The organism is Leptospira bandrabouensis (assembly GCF_004770905.1).
GTDB lineage: Bacteria > Spirochaetota > Leptospiria > Leptospirales > Leptospiraceae > Leptospira_A > Leptospira_A bandrabouensis.
In genome coordinates this window covers 428,865-447,129 of the sequence record NZ_RQHT01000014.1, presented here as the reverse complement: position 1 = coordinate 447,129, position 18,265 = coordinate 428,865, and the positions used below count along the sequence as shown (strand labels likewise).

Here is an 18,265-nt window from a genome sequence, read left to right as displayed (position 1 = left end):
TATAAGGAGGAAGGAATGCCTTCCGGAAAAAAGAGAAAGCGTAGAAAAATCGCAACCCACAAACGTAAGAAAAAACGCAGAGCCAACAGACACAAAAAGAAGAAATAATCTTTCTTCAGTGACTTAATGTTTCCTCCGATAGATTTGTTATGAAACAAGTCTGGAGGAAACAGAAACCCCGCACACCCGGTTTCATCCGAGCATTTATCCTGGAAACACCTCTCGGGGATGTCCTGGAGGCTGAGTTTAATTTTCACGAACGACTCGTTCGGTTAGCTGTAGAAATCAAAGAAGAGAAAGGTCGCATGTATGGTGCCACTGTGAAGAACGGTACTGTACAAGGTGAGAAGGACATCACTTCTGGCCGTGCTTACCCAGTCTTTCGAAAGATTTGGCCCTTTCGCGAATACTTTAGCACCCTTCCTGATAAAGACATGTTAGCATGTATTGGAGGGGCGTACGAAATTTATCCCCCCTTTGTACCAGATACTCCTGAAAAAGGTCGATCTCAAAGATTCCCTTTGGAGTCTGCTTTATTTCCATCCACTCGTTATGATTCCATTTTCGGGATTGTTAGGGAAACTCGTTTCCAACGTTGGAGGAGAGAACGTCGTGAGGCCAGAGAGGCACGAGGATCGCTCTGGGTGCGTTTTAAGAGACGGGTCTGGGGAGATTTGCAAGATATCTGTATGGGCGTCGGATTCGGCTGTTTGGTCTATTATCTCTACTATGATTATGTCGTATTAGGACTGACTTTAGGCATTTTAGGAATGGCCGCAGGACTTTTGGATTTTCTTGTCAGAAAACGTTCTGTCCTAATGACAAAAGTGTTGTCATTTCTTAGTTTCGGTTCATATTTTTTCTATAACGGCTACGTCTACTTTTAGACGTAGGCTGGAAAATTGTAGAAAGTTATATGGCAAAAGAAACATCATCGGCAAACCAATTCATTCATGAGCAGTACATTATATTCAATTTGGGCGATGAAGAATATGCAATTCCCATCACCATAGTCGAAGAGATTGTCAAAATCACTAACCTAATCCGTGTTCCACAGTCCAAAAGTTTCTTCGCAGGAATTATGGACATACGAGGAAAAGTCGTTCGAATGATCGACCTTGCCAAACGTCTCAATATTAAAAATATTACGGATGGTTCGGCCGACCGTGCCATTGTCATCAACGTCTCTGGTAAATCCATTGGTGTGATTGTGGACAAAGTGTCACATGTGGTTCATTTTCCTGCCAACCAAGTGGACCCACCTCCACCTTCGGTCAAAGGAATTTCATCCAGATACATCACAGGTGTAGGTAAAAAAGATAATAGGTTCATCATTTTAATTGATATTGAAAAAATTCTCACAGTCGACGAAATCACCGAGTTGGCAACCGTCTAATAATAGGTAGGTTCTGCTAAAAATGCCTGATATGATTATTTCCAAGTTTTACTACTTAAGAAAGAATTTGTATTCTATGGCTGAATTAGTTTTAGAGCAAGTGATCCTCCTTAGTGAAGCTTTGGAATCGGATGATTATGCCCAAGCAGAACGCATTGTGGAACGGGATGATCTCATTGATGATTTAGAAAAGGAAAACGATAACCTTTCCCAAAATGCCATTTTAGAAGCAGTGAGTAATCGTAACATTCTAGGTATGGGTGATGTGGACAATGATATTGTCTTAAAAAAAGATCCCCTTAGGTTTGCCCTTTCTGCCATCCGGATTACAAGGAATATGGAAAGGATGGGAGACCAGGTGGTGAATTGTGCCGATGTATTTCGCCATAAAACCATTCGCAAAGGTCTTTTTAAAAACGAAGAACCTATGACCTTGATTTTGTCTCGTGTCACAACACTTGCGGGAATGGCCATCGAATCCCTTGTCGAGGAAAAAGAAAGGTTTATGGGAAGTGTGAATTCCTTAGAAGATGAATTGAATGCACTTTGTGACCAAGCATTCCATAAGTATCGTTGTATTCCCGATATGGAAAAACAAGAATTTGCAGATGTATATCGCATAATTCTCGCCTTGGAAAGGTTAGGTGATTATGCTGTGAACGTAGCAGAAGAACTTGTCCGACTTAATACAGGAAAAGACATCCGCCATTTAGAAAACGTCAAAACGAAAGCCTCGCATTTTCCCTAAAATAAATTGACAAACGCAATAGAAAGGAATTAATTTCCTTCTCTATGACTCCAAGCGAACCTCACCAAAACCAGAAAAGATCAGGATTTATGGTTCCTTATCTTCTTATCACAAATTTAGATCCATTTCTTTATTTTGCCGGTATGTTCTTTTTGTTTGGGTTAGAAAATTTTGAGTCAATTCTGAAAATTCTAATTTATTTAGCTCCGCCAATCATCGGTATACATGCTATTTTATTTTTTCTTAAAAACCGGGAATTTCGAAAACAAATGCGAAGACCCGAAGGAATTATATACACACAAAAGGAATTAAACTTCATTCGGGGTTTTTCCAAGGCAGGGGCATTGAACATTTTGTCCACAAACGTAGGTGGGCCAATTTTAACAATGTTACTTGCTTACCAATATAGTTTAGTGAAAACTTATGGGGAAGTTGTATTTTTTATCATCCTCGGGATCATACTCGCTATGGCGATTTCTTCCATTTTTTATGTGACTGTTGAAAAAAAACTGTATGAAGTCTATAACCAGTTACATTTACCTCCCTTAAGTTTATTTGCAAATTTGCTTTTTCCTATATTTTCAACATTTGTCATCGGATACTTTATTTTTTCATTTTATATTTATTATCAATTTCGTTCACAAGTAGACGTACATCATTTAGAAAATATTTGTTACGGATTGAGCTTTTTTATTCTTTCCATGATTGCTCTTTTGTTTTTTGTCATTTGGAATTTAACAGGAAATACTTCTGCAACCATTCGTGATGTTTCTGCTATGTTAAAATCCTTTTCAGACGGAGATTTGCGTTCTGAATTAAAATTAAACCAAACAAGGAATGAAATTGGTCTCATCTCTGTTTACTTGAACGATGCAAAATTAAAGTTAAATCGATTGATCTCATCTATTATCAATCACTCGGTAAAAATAGAGGAAGAAGCAAAAAATTTGGAAATTTTGTCCGCTGATTCCGCTGAACATTCGCAAATCCAAGCGGCATCATTGGAAGAAGTTGCTGCTGCTCTAGAAGAAAATGGTTCTTCTATCAATGGGATTTATTCAGACGCATTAGAACAAAAAAATTAACAGCTTCTACCAATGAATCGATCATCCATTTATTTACTTTATCCTCAAGTTTGAAAGAGGTTTCATTATATGCCAAAGAAAAAGCAGATTCAGTCGAAAATGAAGTAAACAAAAGCGCAAAATCAATTATTACAACAATTGAATCGATCAAAGAGGTAGATAAAAACGCTATCGAAATTGGTAAAATTCTTGAAATCATTAAAGAAATCTCCGAACAGGTCAACTTACTCGCGTTAAATGCATCCATTGAGGCAGCAAGGGCTGGTGATATGGGAAGGGGATTTGCAGTGGTTGCCTCCGAAGTGGGGAAATTAGCAGAAAGAACAGCTTCATCTACAAAAACCATTTCGGAATTGATTAAACGTGTTTCTGTTTCGACCACTCAGTCTGTTGAATCTGTAAAATCTGCCAATGAAACGTTTAAATATCTTTCTGAGAGTGTCCTCGAAATTATCAATAGTATTGATAAAGTGAATGAAGCAAATTTAGAACAGATAGCAGAAGTGGAAGAAATTCGCAAACAATCAGAAAATATCGTGAACCGTTCCACATCGGTATCTTTTGCCACGGAAGAACAAAAAAAAGTGAATGAAGAAATGGGAACATCCGTCCATCATTTAGCAAATGACACAGCGAAGTTATCGTTGATGTCGGAAAAAACTGCTAAATCCTCTGCGGATCTAAATTCTCTAATTGTCGATTTAAACAAAGAATTATCTTTGTTTAAATTGTGATTTCAGCAACATTCATTTTTAAACAAAAAAAAGCAGATGAAGAATTTCAATCCTTGGACCGTTCCATTGAATCCTTTGTCGAAAACCATCCCGAATATTTAGGTAAAGACCAATGGTGGGACCAGGAAAAAGGGACGATGGCCGTGGTGTACTATTTTCAATCGCAGAAAGGTTTGGATGCGCTAAAAACATTTTCAGATCATAAAACAGCAAAGTCTCAATATTCAAAATGGTATGAAGGTTACCAAGTGATCATTGCCGAAATAACAAATAGTTATGGAGATGGAAATTTGGATCACGTAACAAATCGAGAAAAGAAAAATTAATTTTTTCGGATGTACTGGAAAATAAAACTGAATTATGATTTTTGATGTTTTAGAATTTCACTATAGGTGTTTAATAAATTTTCAATGTAAAATGGTTTTCCAATAAATCCATCCATTCCAACGGCATAACATTTTTCTTTGTGTTCGTTTAATACATGAGCGGTAACGGCGATGATGATCGTTTTTTCAGATTTTGTTTTTTCTAATTCTCTTATTTTTAATGTGGCTTCAAAACCATCCATCACGGGCATTTCACAATCCATTAAAATCAAATCATATTTGTTTTGTTGGAAAAGGTTTACCGCAACTTCGCCATTTTCTGCTACATCATATTGTATATTGTATTTTTTTAAGAGTCCTCCAATGACTTTTTGGTTTAGTATATTATCTTCAACAATCAAAAACTTTTGGTTCGTAAATGTTGATTCAATTACCTTGGGTAAAGCAGAATCTGAATCCGATTCCTTTCTTACGTTGGAAGAATTTTCCTTTTCATAAGGTAAGTTACACCAGAATATACTTCCTTTGTTTAATTGACTCTCCACTCCAATGGTTCCACCAAGTAAAGATACTAATCTTTCTGAAATGGCTAGACCTAAACCAGTTCCTCCATACTTGCGAGAAGTGGAAGCATCGACTTGTGAAAATTTATGAAAGATAAACTGCTTTTTTTCATTTGCGATTCCGATTCCAGAATCTTCGACTTCAATACGTATCCATTCTTTTTCTTTTTTAAGACGTAGGATCACATAACCTTTTTCAGTGAATTTAATAGCATTTCCTAATAAATTGAATATAATTTGTCGGATTCTTCCTGGATCGGAATAAATAAATTGTGGAACGTTTGGATCGATTTCTAGTTTTAACTCAATCGATTTTGATTTGGATCCAATGGATAATAAATCAAAAATTTCGGTAACAGTATGGTGGATATCAAACTTAATTTTTTCGATTGTTAACTTTCCTGCCTCCATTTTCGAAAAGTCAAGGATATCATTGAGTATGGTGAGTAGTGAATTTCCTGCTGAGGCTATTGATTTAACTAAGGATTCTTGTTCTAAATCTAAGTTGGTTTTTAAAAGGATTTGCGTTAATCCAATGACTCCATTCAAAGGAGTTCGGATTTCATGACTCATCGAAGCTGAGAATTCTGATTTGGCGCGATTTGCTATTTCTGCGGTGTCTTTCGCGCGTTCTAATTCTTTTTGAATTTCTTTGGTTAAACCGATATCAGTTGAGATACCACAAAGAGCATAAATTTCACCAGATTGGTTTTTTAATGGAATTTTCACAGTGAGAAAGGAATAAGTTTTACCGTCGACGCGACTTGTTATTTCTTCTTCGGCATGTAATGTTTTTCCTTCTAGTAGGACAGATTTATCATTTTTTAGAATTTGTTTTGCTGTTTCTTTATCTAAGAACTTATCGTCTGTTTGATTGAGAATCTCTTCCAGTGGATACCCGAATAAATCGCATACTTCTTTATTTGCAAAAAGATACCTGGCGTTGATATCTTTTAAATAAATACAAGCAGAAACATTATCTAAAATGCTTCTGAGTTTTGATTCACTTTCTATAACACTTTTTTTGCTAGATTCACTTTCTTCGTATAATTGTTGTAATCTTTTTTGCGTAATATTCAAACTATGTAAAATGGAATTTTTAAACATAGCGGGTTTGATATCACCGGAAAAGTTTCCTTCCCCCAAGGAAGATATTTTATGAAATGCTTCATCAACACTTCCACCAATGATAGTTGTTAGTGACCTATGTGTCAGAAATAGACTCATGGCAAAGAATACCGCAGCTGTGACGAGGATGGTCTTAAAAACAAACACTTTTTTTTTCGCATCTTCTATGGCTTTTGTGGTACGATCATTTAACTGATAGTATAAGTCATTAATCGGTTTCAAAATCTCCGCTTTGGCTTGGAGGTAGTGATCATCAAATAATGAATTGATCACATGAGGATCTGTTTTGAATCCATTTTTCATATCCCTTTCTACAAGAGACATTGTTTGAAACTCAATTTTAGTTAACTCGTCTGATTTGATTTTTGATTGTGAAAGTAATAAAAAATCGGATTCGAGAAAATTTGCATTTTTCATTAATTCATATATGCTGATTTTTTCTCCTTCATCCGAAGGGGGTGGAAGTTTGCCGGCAATGACAAAATCCCAATACGCATAACCGTAATTTTTGGGTCTTGGAAAATCCCCATTGCGGATATCCAAAATCATTTGGAAATACTCTTTGTATTTTGTATCCCTTTGGATGACATACAATCGGACTAAGTTTGTAAGTTGGTCCGAAGATTGTCTAAGTTCGTTGGCTATTCGTAAGGAACGGTAACGATTTTCTTCTGCCTCATCGATGTTTCGTTCACTGGCGGTATAAAATAAAAAAGCAATGGTGACAAAAATAAAAAGAATAATGTTCGAAAGTAAGTAGGGATACAACTTACCTCTTTTCGTCCAAATTCCCTTCGGCATGGCAAAAGAATAGGGATTCTGGCGGAATGGTAAACAATAATATTTACGTTGTACTTAAGTTGAAGTTTTTCCTTCCATGTAGGCTTGTAATTCCTGTTGTAAACCCTCAGGAAGACTCAAACCCCTTGCACGAATCCTCTCGTTATACTTATTGAATGACATTCTGTGTTGGTTGGTGTTTAGGTAACCTTCTAGGGCATCGGCCGCCCAGGGAATAATTTCTTTCACGAAGTCATGGTTTTCTTCTAGTTGGTCACAAAAGGGAATGAACAGTGGGCGATTGACAGGCCTACCGATATTTCTATAAAATAATAAACAGTATAATGTCTCATCACCTAAAACAGTTTCGGTTCTGATTTTTTCTTCAACGTATTTTAAATTGATAGAATCCAAATAATCAATGTTAAATGTTTCCGGAGCCAATCTCTTTAAAACAAATTTGGAAATTTCCGTTTTTACAAATGACAAATTGGTGCAGTGAGCAGGACAACAACTTTGGTCTTTATGTAAATCGCATTCTAAAAGCAAAATACAATCGACATCAGAGGTTGGATCTACAATACCAAAGTTAATGGATCCAAGCAGTTCCAAAGCAACTTCATATCCTTTGCGCGACAATTCTTGGGTAGCAAGCCGAAATGCTTGCATTCGTTTTAAGGCGTATTTGGTATCATAATTTCGGTATTTGTTTTTGAGTACGAGATACCGTTCGACGATGTTTTTTGACATAAGAGATCCAGTTCTGCTGGTCGATTGGCTACAATGAACGCCAGTCATTCTAAATATACAACCCCTTTTGGTTGTTAAAATTTGATTTTTCGCCGATAGTAAGACTAGGAAAAATTACGCCATTGATGCAGCAGGATTGGGCTCCAGGTGATCTGGGTAGGGACGAAAAAACTAGGGAAAATGGATTTCTTGGGAAACTGGGGGAAATTTGCCATTCGGTGAAAAAGGAAACTCAGATACCTTTTGCCATTAGTTATACTTTCACCTCTCTCTCCTTTGTGACAGGGTTTCTTTTTTTAGTTCTTTTGGCCTTTTTGGCACCAAGGAATCTTTGGGCAGGAGAAGAGGACAGAAGAAATCCTTTGTCTGGACTTTATTTATCTCCCTTACAAGTCATCTCCACAGAAGAAATCCAAACCTTAGATTCAGAAAAAAGAATTCCTATCGACGAAGATTCTGGAATTGCTCTTAGGGAAGAACCAAAAGCTTTAGATCCCAATGCACAGGATGTTCCTGTGATACCGGGAGCGGACACTCCAGTGGATGCGGGCGTAGAGTCTGGACCTAAAAATATAGAAACTAAGATCCGTGAGGCGGAAGGGCTTCTCAAACGTTATTATAGTCAGTTCATAGAAGAAAAACGAATTTGGGAAGACCGAGAAAAGGGGAATGTATATAATTCCCGAACGGAGATGAATGATATTCGTCTTTTGTTGTGGCAAAGTACTCATAAAAATACAGAAACTTATATTGTTCGGGACTCACCCTTATTATACCAATTGCACATAAGGCTTGCTCGGTTGTATGTTGAGTCCGAAAAGTATGCACCAGCGTTAAGGCATTATCTTGCAGCGTTTCGATACCATCCATTGGAAATGACAGAGGAAGGATTTCGAAACGGTGAATGGCAAAAAGAAGATGTATTAGGATATGATGCAAGTTCTGCAAAGGAACATGACCGTTTTTATAACGAATGGAAACAAGCAGAACAAAAATTAAAAAAAACAAAAGATGATATCCACATCAAAGAAAGTAATTGGATCCGAGAAGGGAAAAGTTTAGCGGATTTGACTCCGCAATCAAAAGTTTGGAAAGAGGATGTCCGCCTCGCAGAAGAAAATCGAAAACAAACGAAACAAAGATATGATGAATCCGTAAACCAACGTTATTTGGCCTATCTTAACAAACGCAAACAAATTGAATCCAACGACTTATACGCATTTGCCAATGTGGTTCGCAAATTAGAGGATGATAACAAAGAACGTCTTAAGATTGTAAATAAACTTGGTACCGCGGGAAAAGGGATTTATGTTTTATTCGATTATAAAAGAAACACAGACTTTTTTGCTTATGAGTTAATTCTCGAACGTGCTTATCGGCTTTGGAATGAAAATCCTTTGGTGTTAACTGATATTGCCGAACAATACAGACAAGATGGTAAAAAAGAAAGGGCCGCTGACTTTTATGAGAAAGGTTTGGTAGAACTTTTAAAAGTAAAGAATCCTACTGCCGAAGAACAAGAAAGAATCATAAAATCAAATTTACGTTTAGCCACTCTCAATGCGGATTTAAAAAGGAATATTCTTGCGGGTCAATACTACGAAAAGTATTTTAATTTATCCCCTGATTCTGTTGATAAAACTAGAGTTTCTTATGAAATTGGAGTGTTTTTCAATTCACAGATTGGGGACCCAGACCGGGCTGCACCATTTTTAGAGTATTGGTTGGAAAGAAATAGTAAGGATTGGAATCCTTCGTTAGATGCAGATACAGGGCTTACCGAACTTGAATCGATCGCTTATTATTATCTGAGTAAAAAAGATAAAAAACACAAACGAAACGAATTAGAACGAAACAAACTAAATCTTTCCTTTTCACAATGGAAACGTTTAGATGAAAAGATGTTAAATGCTGAAAAAGAACTCAAAGATTTAATCGAGAAAAAACATAATTTAAAAAAAGATCTGATGGTCACAACTCTCGATGATATTCTTTCGCAGTATCGATTGATGGATTTAAAAATTGAAGACCAGGAAGCAATCATCCGTGTATTAGAAACCAAAAGAAATAAAATTCCTTTGGTAAAAATATTATTTCGATTAGGAGTGCTCGCTGAAGAATCTAGAGATTTTGTAAAAGCAAAAGAGTATTATGAACTTATCGTTAACAAAGGTGGCGAAACAGATATCCGTGTTGCTTTGAAAGAACTGGAACGAGTCAAAAGAATTTTAGAAACAGGAAATATACAACCGCCGATTAACGAGAGTATTTGATGATTTCATCTGTTTGGTCACCAGCTAACTCTTGTTCAAGATTTTCTTGTGTATAACCTTCGTCTGGTAAAACACGAAACTTTACTTCGTCTACCGTATCACCTTCATGAACAATTTTGATTAAATACTCCCCTGTCCTCAGCAGAGAAAATTCATCTCTTATGGCAAGGGAATCCGGTTCTACACGTTTTTTCTTGATATCAATTTCAACAAAATCTAGTTCATAACGATTGAGTGAAATATAGAAGTCTGTTTCTAAACCAGGACTTCTCGAAAATTGATAAACATAATGAATGGTGTCTGTGGGAGAAAAGATAAGATCATCTCGCATCATTTTATAGTCGGTGATGGTTTGGATGTGTTTTTCTAAAATATCCATCTCTTCCATTTTGGTGGTCGTCCAACCAAACTCACCTTTGGGGACACCACATTGGATGAGGGTGATGGTAAAAAGAATGGGAAGTAGGGGGAAAATATTTTTGGAAAAAATCCGAATGAGGGGACTTGGAACCGAATTCTGTCTCATCTTAGTTTGATTTTCGACAGAATTCCTAATTCTCCTGTTAGGAAATCGGAACTTTAATCGATTATTTTTCCCCGGTCTGAGATATCTTTCTCTTTGGGTTTGGTCCAGTCAGAAGGTTTGGGGTTTCCTTCCTTTGGTCTATTTCCCAATTCTTCTGCAATTTTTGCAGGTAAAATCAGAATCCGACTGACCCAACGTAAAACCAAAAACAGAAGAATGGAAAGGACTATGATTTTTGCCATATCACCTCACTTAGCTCGTAAGGATTTGGGAAGATGGCGATCTTCTTCATTTTCGCCCCAACCGAGCCTCGTTACACCATACAATCCAACCAGGAGAAAAAGGAAAACGGAAAGATAGAGGAGAGGACTGTATTCTTCGGAATAAAACACTCTCCCTTCCCCTGGTTTCGGAACTTTTTTGGGGGTTTGGGGAAGGCCAAATTTCCTTGCGAGTGATTCAATTTGAATGAAATTGATGACGGGAACTTCGCGTTCCAAAAAGGATTTAATGACAGAATTGGGAACATGCACTTCTTCCGGTAAGTTCGTGATGAGTCCATTTTTGAAAACTTGTTTGCCAAGATTGGTTCCAAGAATGGTTGTTCCTCCACCCACATTCACAAACAATTTGATTGGTTTCCCACCTGATAATTCTTCATAGAGTTTCATTCGTTTCTCAATGGAATCATCAAAATGAAGAGGATCTAAGAGTTTTACTTGGTTTCTTTGTAATGCGCGTCCAAGAAGATCTTTCCCCTCTTTGGATATACCCATGGCTTTGTCCTGGATTCCGCCAAGAGACGCATAACTCGACTTAAATGAAAAGATTCCAGATTCGGCCAGTTCTCTTTCCATATCTAACCAAAGCATTTGCGGGTGGTTGGCGCCGAATTGTGATGCAGAGGCACTGGAAATAATGATAGGTTTGAGTTTTAATGTTTCAAGTGCTGCATATAAACAAACATTCAGGGCAGGAAAAGATCCTGATACGGCAACGGCCACCGTGTCACCTTCTTCTAGTTTTGCTTTTTTTAGAAATTGGATCATCACTGCAGCAAAGTTTGGATTGATGGATGTTTGTTTGGCTGACAACGAACCACTATTACTTGTAACTGGTGTTAAAAAGTCTCCGATAAATCCTGAATTGGTTGGATCTAGTTCTTTATAATCAGGTTTTTTATGTTTGAGAAGTTCTGGTTTTAAAATTTGAAATCCACGTTCTGCAAGTTTTGCTGCATGGAGTTTCTTTTTGAAATAGGATTGTTCTTTTTTTACCTTACAAGTCTCAATTAAAAGAAGACCTAGAATTCCTAAAATAGCTAAAAGAAAAAGCGCGATCCGGCTATGTTTCCAAGGCGACCAATAAATTTTAGTCATCATAAAGTTTCTAACTCTGTTCCCAAGATAAAAATGAGGAGAATTTTCACGAAAATAGCAGCCAAAATTAGAACAGATGTCGTTTCTAAAACACCTTGCCTTTCATACCAAACAGCAATGAGACCAGGGATAATAAATCCGATTCCTCTTACTTCTGCAAGATATCCAATATCTATATCAGGAAGGATTTGGTAATTCAGCAAATACCCGAAAAAATAACCAAATAACAAGATAAAGACGATTTTTCTTTTTCCAAAGATTAATAAAAAATTGGATAATACTTCTACACAAATATAAGAAAGTAATGCGATTAAAAAAGTGAGTGCTATGTTTTTGGGATGATTTAAGGATAAAGCCAAATATCCCGGTACGACAAGTCCCGTACCTAGAATTCCGAACAATTCTGAAAATACTAAACTGACAACAAGGCTAAGCCCAATAGAAAGAGGAAGAATTTCATTCATTGATTTGTTCCGACCTGTTTTTCAGATATAAAGATAATTCCATTCCCAGTCCTACTATATTTCCAATTCCAAAAACCAAAGATTGTTTTGGTAGAATCGAAAGTAAAGATTCAAAAATTCCATCTAAACTTAAATGTTCCCAAACAAAGATAGGAATATCTTTTTTGGAATATGTTTTTAAATATTTAAAAGCAAGTGAAGTGGAAGATCCGATTAAAATCACGGCATCATATCCTTCCCAATTTGCAAATTCTTTGGTTAGTTGACGGCTTCGTTCCGGCCTGTCATCTCTTGTATGAAACAAAATAAATCGTTTATTGTATTGCGGATATCTTTCTATTACGGATGACCAAATTAGTTTTGTGCTATTTGGATCGTTGGCAGCCATTGCATTTACATAGATAAATTCTTTTCCAAAAAAATGAATGGGAGAAACCGAAAGTGCTCCTGGGTCTGGATTTACTTTCCACATGGCTTCTAATGCTTTGTTTCGTTCCACTCCCAAGATTTCGCAGACCTTAAGAGCCAAATTCACATTTTCTTTATGTTCCCAATATGAGAACTTTCTCATCTCTTCATCGGAGACGGTCTGCACTGATTCTTCTTGGATGAAAATAGCTTTGGATTTTCGGTCTTCACATACTTCGAGGATTAGAGGTCCAAAATCTGTTGGACCTGCTACAAGAGTTCCTTTTACGGGACAACCAGATAATAATGATTTGGCGACGTCTTCTAATTCAGGTCCCATTACTTCTAGATGGTCCTCTCTGATATTTGTAATGACTCCAATGTCTGATTTTAAAATTTGTCCTTCACTTGCCCACTGGTAACGTGGTTCTAAGGCCATACATTCTAAAACGACAATTTCGGCTCCCATTCGACTTGCTTTTTTTAGAATTTTAATTTGTTCTAAAATAGATGGTTTTCCAAATCGGGAGATAGATTCCTCTGATCCATCAGGAAAAATCATCCTTGCCATTGTGCCCGTAGTTTTTGCGAAAACAGACATCCCGGTAGCGGAAAGACCTGCTCGTATAAGTCTTGTTACGCTTGATTTTCCTCTTGTTCCATTTACGTGAATTCGGTGTTTGAATTTTTTTAAAGTTCTGTTGTGCAAAAAATATTCAATTGTATAATAAAGTAACAATGTGAGGATGATAAGGAAAAAAAGAAAAGCGTTTGGTTTCATCTGAAATTTTTAGGATGATACATTTCCTTCAAGGGAATGTCATTTGATTGTAACTCAAATCTGAGAAGATTCACGTAATTTTCTATGAGCATCCGTTACAAATTCTTATTAATATTGAGTGTGAGTCAAATTCTTCTTGTAATCGCTCTCACCACCAGTTTCGCCTATCTTTTGCAATCGGTAAAAAATATACCACAAACACAGCGGGCTGAAGATCTTTCTCGAAATTTTCAAAGAGAGTTAGAATTTAAAGAAGAAAAACTTAGGTTATTATTAGAGGAAATCACTTTCAACTCGCAAACCAGAAGCATTTTGGAAAGAGGTCTCGCTGACCGATCAGTACTTTCGAAGGAACTCCCTTATTTACAGCAAATTCTAAAAAGATATGGTCTTTCCATTTTTGAAATTGGTGACAAACAAGGTAAGGTTTTGTTTCGTGTGCATCGACCTAAAGACTTTGGGGATGATAAAAAAAACCAACCGATCATTAAAAACGCATTGAATGGAGAGTCCACTGCAGCTCTGGAAGATGGACATAGTGGACTCGGATTTCGTTTGGCGGCTCCACTGTTTGGTCGTGGAACCATTCTTATTGGCCAAGTTGTGGATGATAATTTCACAAAAACAATATCGAAAGACAATCGAATCCATTTAGCAATTTTTCAAGAAGGAAAAGTGAAAACTATTGGTTCGGATACCATTCGTTTGGTGATGAATGAAAAGCCAAATTTGTTAATGGAGGAACAAAGGTTTCATTTTCAAAATAAACCTTATTATCTAGTAAAAATTCCATATGTTGGGAATTCACAATCAGTGAAACAGTTGGTCTTTCATGTGATGATTGATGAAAATGAAGTCGAATCAAAAACATGGAGAATTTGGTCCTTTTTTGTAGTCGCCTCTTTAGTGTTATGTGGTGTTATTTTCCTTATATCATTTTTGTTTTCTAGAGATATGGTGGAAGCGATTAAACTTCTAACCAGTGCAATGGTTGATTTAGACCAATGGAAACCAGAAACTTTGCCAACTCATAGAAGTGACGAAATCGGACAAATGGGAAGAGTTTTTGTGGAGATGAAAGAGGAGTTGTCGGAACACCAAAATCATTTAGAGGAAATGGTAAATCTAAGGACTAGAGAACTAAATGAAACTCTATCTGAGATGCAAAAACTGCAAGACAAACAAGATGGAGATTATTTTTTAACTTCACTTTTAATCAAACCTTTGCGCGGTTCTTTTTCCAAATCAGAAACTGTTTCTGTTAAAATTTTTGAACGTCAAATGAAACAATTCAAATTCAGAAACAAACAATCGGAAATTGGAGGAGACCTTTCCGTTTCAGATTCTATTTATTTGATGGGTAAAAAATATACGGTCTTTTTAAACGCCGATGCCATGGGTAAGTCCATCCAAGGTGCTGGCGGGGCTCTAGTCATGGGAACAGTTTTTAAATCCATTATCACTAGAACTCAAAAATTACGTTATATGCAAGATAGACACCCTGAACGTTGGTTGAAGGAATGTTTTCAGGAAGTTCATAACGTTTTTATTAGTTTTGACGGTCATATGCTACTATCCGCCATACTTGGGTTAGTTGATGAAGAAACAGGAACTTTATATTACATCAATGCGGAACATCCTTGGATTGTTCTTTATCGAGATGGAAATGCTAGTTTTCTTGAAAATGAACATTCTTTAAGAAAAATCGGTTTCACCGAAATGAGTGGGGACGAAGTTGTCATTCAAATTTATCCCTTACGACCCGGCGATGTTTTGATTTTAGGATCGGATGGGCGAGATGATTTATTTGTTGGTCAATCTGGTGGAAACAGAGTGATTAATGATGATGAAACAATCTTCCTAAGACATGTTGCTGAAGGTGCTGGCGACTTGGATCAAATTTGCAAAGTGATGTTACAATTTGGAGATCTCACTGATGACTTAAGTTTGATGCGTATTGCCTTTTTAGAAGAAGTGGCGTATGCAGCAAAAGAATCCACAAAGCCGAAAGTTTATTACCAAATGTTGGGTGAGGGAATTCAATCCTATCGGGACGGGGAATGGAATAATGCAATCTTTGCATTAGAGTTAGCATTAGACTCCGAACCAGATGATCTCTATTGTTTAAGAGAATTATCCAAATTGTATATGAAATCCAAGGATTATGAAAAGGCAATTGAACTTGCCAATCGGTATTTACAATTAAATCCAGGGGATACAGACTTTTTGTTTTATATTGCCTATGCACATAAACAAAGAAGAGATTTTGTTTTGGCTACAGATTTTGCAGAAAGACTTCGATTTAGAGATCCTAAAAACTTCAATAACCTCCTCTTACTTGCAGAAATATTGATGCACAGGCGAGACATTGAACGTTCCAAAGAAGTGCTATTAAATTTACAAGAAATTGCTCCTGAAAATCCCAAAGTTCAAAAGTTAAAAAACTTTTGGAAAAAAATGGTTACTACTTCAGTTAGTTAGTTTATTTGAAGGAATCAATTGCCTCTTCCGTACTTTCAAAGATTTGGATGACGGAAGAAATTTTTGAAATTCGAAAAATTTGCCTGATGGTTTTGGATACGTTAACAATTCGTAATCCCCCACCTAACTCAGATAGTTTGTCATTCAGGGACATGATGAGGCCAAAACCAGAAGAATCTATGAAGCTGACACCTTCCAAATCGAAGATAAAGCGGTGTTCCTTCTGGGAAGCAGATTCTTTGATACGTTCTTTTAGAATACCGGCATTTAACATATCTAAGTTGCCAAATAATTTCAGAACAACAATGCCGTTGAATTTAGATTCTGTATATTCCATTGAACCGATTTGAGAATAGCTAATTTTGAAAATTGGTCAATAGATTAATTCACAAACTTGTCCCATTTTTCTTCGACGGAGATGGACCTAAGAATCCGCCAAATCAGTTTGGAACCATTTTCCGAATTGGTCATGATGACCACCCCATACCCTTTTTCTGTGTTAAACAGAGCAAGTGACTTATGTCCCTTTGTATGCCCTCCGTGGAAAAAATATTCTGTTTTTCCAGTGCGGTTTAGGAAAAATCCGTGGGCCACCAGGGCGTGAACCGTAAGATTGGCGGCACTCATTTTAGGTGAAAGTAAATATTCTGCCGATTCTTTCGTAAGGAAGGTCGATTTACCATGTTTTGCTTTTGCCACTTCTGTAAATAGGAGACCAACTTCCTCAGGGGTTGTCCAAAGTCCTCCAGAGGAAAGTTCTGGTGTAACAAATGTTTTTTGTGGTAATAGATTTCCTTGTTCGTCATACCCATCACAACGGTCATCATCAGTTGTTAGATTTTGTCGAAAAGTGCTGCGGTTCATGTGTAGAGGTTGGAACACAACTTCAGACATAAGGTTTTGAAAAGATTTTCCAGTTCTTTCGGTAAGGATTTCTTGCACAATGCTATATCCACCGCCAGAATACCTCGACTTCGTTCCTGGTTTATAATATAACTTTAACCCATTCCCTTTGGTCGTATTGGTATCTTTTAATTCGCGTAAATGTTTTTTCCCAGAGTTGACCGGATCATCCCAGTTCCCTTTTTCTGTAAGTCCGCTGGTATGTGAAAGTAATAAATCAAGATTTACAATTGATCTTTTTTTACCCTTGGGAACAGAAACTTTGTATTGTTTTAGTTTTCCGATCCAATTGGAATATAAATCTAATTGGTTTTCTTCAACTAATCGAAGTGTTGCGGTCGCAGTCATTGTTTTGGAAAGGGAACCAGCTCGAAACAATGTGTGTTGAGATTTTGTTCCATACATTTTTTTCCAACTTAAGGAATAATTTTTAAACACAGCGATGCCTAATGAAGGAACTTTTTCCTCTTTCATAAGATCTTCTATATAGATTTCGTTTGGAAGATTGGTTTTTTTCTTAAGATTTAATTTTTTAGCTTCAAAAATTATTTCCGTAAGTGCTGATTTTACAGATGATAAATCTCCCTTACTTCTGCCATAGGGACTCACAACCGTGATAAAGATTCTACTTTTTAGATCGTGGTATACGAAATTCGAAATCCCTTTTTCTTTACCGTAAGTCCAATAAAAATAATCGCCAACAAATACACCTTCTCCAAATGCAATGGGGTCTTCTGAGATGGAGTCAGACAAAACGGTTTTTTTGATGATTGAATCGCGTGATAATTTTGAGATTAATTTTGGTTTTTTTAATTCCTTACTAAAAATTACAAGGTCCTCAGGAGTGGAATAAATTCCGCTATTACCGATTAAAACTTCATTAGAATCTACACTTGTGTTTTGAAATTCTAGAGGAGTAAAAATTCTTTCTTTTAAAAATTGCGAATAAGAAATGCCTGATGCTTTTTCAATGATGTAGGATAACAAAAGATAATCGAGTCGGCTATACTTCCAATACTCGCCTGGGGGAAACGCAGGTTTTAGTTTTGAATTTAAAAAAAAACTTTTTATATCCTCCCGGTTTAATTTGCCTTTTTCTAAATCAAAATTGGGTAGAAACTCGATGATTTTTGGTAAGCCAGAAGTGTGACGTAATAAATGCCCTATAGTTACTTTGGTATAAGGAAACCATTTTAAATGTTTTGAAACAGGATCTGTTTGAGAAATTTTTTTCTCTTCTTCTAATATGTGAATGGCATAAGAGGTAAAAGTTTTGGTTGATTCACCTAACGGGAAATTATGTTTTTTATAAAGTTGTGTATTTTTACTTTTTTTTCCTGGGTAAATAGATTCTCGAAAGAGTATGTTTTCATCTTGAGAAATGAGAACAACCCCTTGGAAACCTTCTTGTTTGATTTTTTTTCTGATTTTTTCTTTCGTTTCCTCTGAGAAGGAACCGATTTCGGATTCTCCACAGTAAATGAAAAATAAACTGAATAAAAACCCAAAAATAAGCCGAAAATACATGTTACGTTAGAAA

General features: G+C 36.5%; 17 protein-coding genes. 8 read left to right on the top strand and 9 right to left on the bottom strand.

What is annotated here, in order from left to right:
• Positions 1-149: 149 nt before the first annotated feature.
• The 6 genes from EHR07_RS09240 to EHR07_RS09220 are packed head-to-tail and all read left to right on the top strand — an operon-like array spanning position 150 to position 4,289.
• Complete coding sequence (locus EHR07_RS09240) at positions 150-887, top strand: hypothetical protein (protein ID WP_135744824.1); 738 nt, start codon at positions 150-152, stop codon at positions 885-887.
• A gap of 29 nt (positions 888-916) precedes the next feature.
• Positions 917-1,396, top strand: a complete 480-nt coding sequence (locus EHR07_RS09235; RefSeq protein WP_135571893.1) for a chemotaxis protein CheW — start codon at positions 917-919, stop codon at positions 1,394-1,396.
• Positions 1,397-1,427: 31 nt separating this feature from the next.
• Positions 1,428-2,144, top strand: a complete 717-nt coding sequence (locus tag EHR07_RS09230; RefSeq protein WP_208739831.1) for a phosphate signaling complex PhoU family protein — start codon at positions 1,428-1,430, stop codon at positions 2,142-2,144.
• A 44-nt stretch (positions 2,145-2,188) separates the two neighbouring features.
• On the top strand, positions 2,189-3,229 hold the full coding sequence (locus EHR07_RS19175) for a methyl-accepting chemotaxis protein (protein WP_244288928.1): 1,041 nt from the start codon (positions 2,189-2,191) through the stop codon (positions 3,227-3,229).
• A gap of 50 nt (positions 3,230-3,279) precedes the next feature.
• On the top strand, positions 3,280-3,963 hold the full coding sequence (locus EHR07_RS19170) for a methyl-accepting chemotaxis protein (RefSeq protein ID WP_244288927.1): 684 nt from the start codon (positions 3,280-3,282) through the stop codon (positions 3,961-3,963).
• Positions 3,960-4,289, top strand: coding sequence for a hypothetical protein (locus EHR07_RS09220; RefSeq protein ID WP_135744822.1), 330 nt, complete (start codon positions 3,960-3,962; stop codon positions 4,287-4,289). Before EHR07_RS19170 ends, EHR07_RS09220 begins: the two co-directional genes overlap by 4 nt.
• 32 nt (positions 4,290-4,321) lie before the next feature.
• On the opposite strand, the gene EHR07_RS09215 is transcribed toward EHR07_RS09220, so the two are convergent.
• A complete protein-coding gene (locus EHR07_RS09215; RefSeq protein WP_135744821.1) occupies positions 4,322-6,781 on the bottom strand; it encodes a PAS domain-containing hybrid sensor histidine kinase/response regulator in 2,460 nt (819 codons plus the stop codon).
• A 54-nt stretch (positions 6,782-6,835) separates the two neighbouring features.
• Positions 6,836-7,510 (bottom strand): hypothetical protein, encoded by a 675-nt coding sequence (locus tag EHR07_RS09210; protein ID WP_135744820.1) that lies wholly within the window; start codon positions 7,508-7,510, stop codon positions 6,836-6,838.
• A gap of 125 nt (positions 7,511-7,635) precedes the next feature.
• Here EHR07_RS09210 and EHR07_RS09205 point away from each other — a divergent pair, with 125 nt between their 5' ends.
• A complete protein-coding gene (locus tag EHR07_RS09205) occupies positions 7,636-9,783 on the top strand; it encodes a tetratricopeptide repeat protein (RefSeq protein WP_135744819.1) in 2,148 nt (715 codons plus the stop codon).
• Here EHR07_RS09205 and EHR07_RS09200 read toward each other — a convergent pair.
• Genes EHR07_RS09200 through pgsB form a run of 5 tightly spaced genes read right to left on the bottom strand, consistent with a single transcriptional unit; the run spans position 9,767 to position 13,341 of the window.
• Entirely contained in the window at positions 9,767-10,309 is a 543-nt protein-coding gene (locus EHR07_RS09200) for an LIC_12238 family plasminogen-binding lipoprotein (protein ID WP_135744818.1), read from the bottom strand. The two genes, EHR07_RS09205 and EHR07_RS09200, sit on opposite strands and share 17 nt — an antisense overlap.
• Positions 10,310-10,362: 53 nt before the next feature.
• On the bottom strand, positions 10,363-10,551 hold the full coding sequence (locus tag EHR07_RS09195; RefSeq protein ID WP_135744817.1) for a hypothetical protein: 189 nt from the start codon (positions 10,549-10,551) through the stop codon (positions 10,363-10,365).
• A 6-nt stretch (positions 10,552-10,557) separates the two neighbouring features.
• Positions 10,558-11,688, bottom strand: a complete 1,131-nt coding sequence (gene pgsW / locus EHR07_RS09190) for a poly-gamma-glutamate system protein (protein WP_135746239.1) — start codon at positions 11,686-11,688, stop codon at positions 10,558-10,560.
• On the bottom strand, positions 11,688-12,152 hold the full coding sequence (pgsC, locus tag EHR07_RS09185) for a poly-gamma-glutamate biosynthesis protein PgsC (protein ID WP_135744816.1): 465 nt from the start codon (positions 12,150-12,152) through the stop codon (positions 11,688-11,690). Before pgsC ends, pgsW begins: the two co-directional genes overlap by 1 nt.
• Positions 12,145-13,341, bottom strand: coding sequence for a poly-gamma-glutamate synthase PgsB (gene pgsB / locus EHR07_RS09180; protein ID WP_135744815.1), 1,197 nt, complete (start codon positions 13,339-13,341; stop codon positions 12,145-12,147). Before pgsB ends, pgsC begins: the two co-directional genes overlap by 8 nt.
• Positions 13,342-13,425: 84 nt before the next feature.
• On the opposite strand from pgsB, the gene EHR07_RS09175 reads away from it, so the two are divergent.
• Positions 13,426-15,822: a SpoIIE family protein phosphatase gene (locus tag EHR07_RS09175; protein WP_135744814.1), complete on the top strand. Its 2,397-nt coding sequence runs from the start codon at positions 13,426-13,428 to the stop codon at positions 15,820-15,822.
• Position 15,823: 1 nt separating this feature from the next.
• On the opposite strand, the gene EHR07_RS09170 is transcribed toward EHR07_RS09175, so the two are convergent.
• Together EHR07_RS09170 and EHR07_RS09165 are read right to left on the bottom strand one after the other, a co-directional pair.
• Positions 15,824-16,159 (bottom strand): STAS domain-containing protein, encoded by a 336-nt coding sequence (locus EHR07_RS09170; protein WP_135571874.1) that lies wholly within the window; start codon positions 16,157-16,159, stop codon positions 15,824-15,826.
• 44 nt (positions 16,160-16,203) lie between these two features.
• The gene (locus EHR07_RS09165) at positions 16,204-18,252 is read right to left on the bottom strand and encodes a serine hydrolase domain-containing protein (RefSeq protein WP_135744813.1); all 2,049 of its coding nucleotides are present in this window, start codon (positions 18,250-18,252) and stop codon (positions 16,204-16,206) included.
• Positions 18,253-18,265 lie beyond the last annotated feature (13 nt).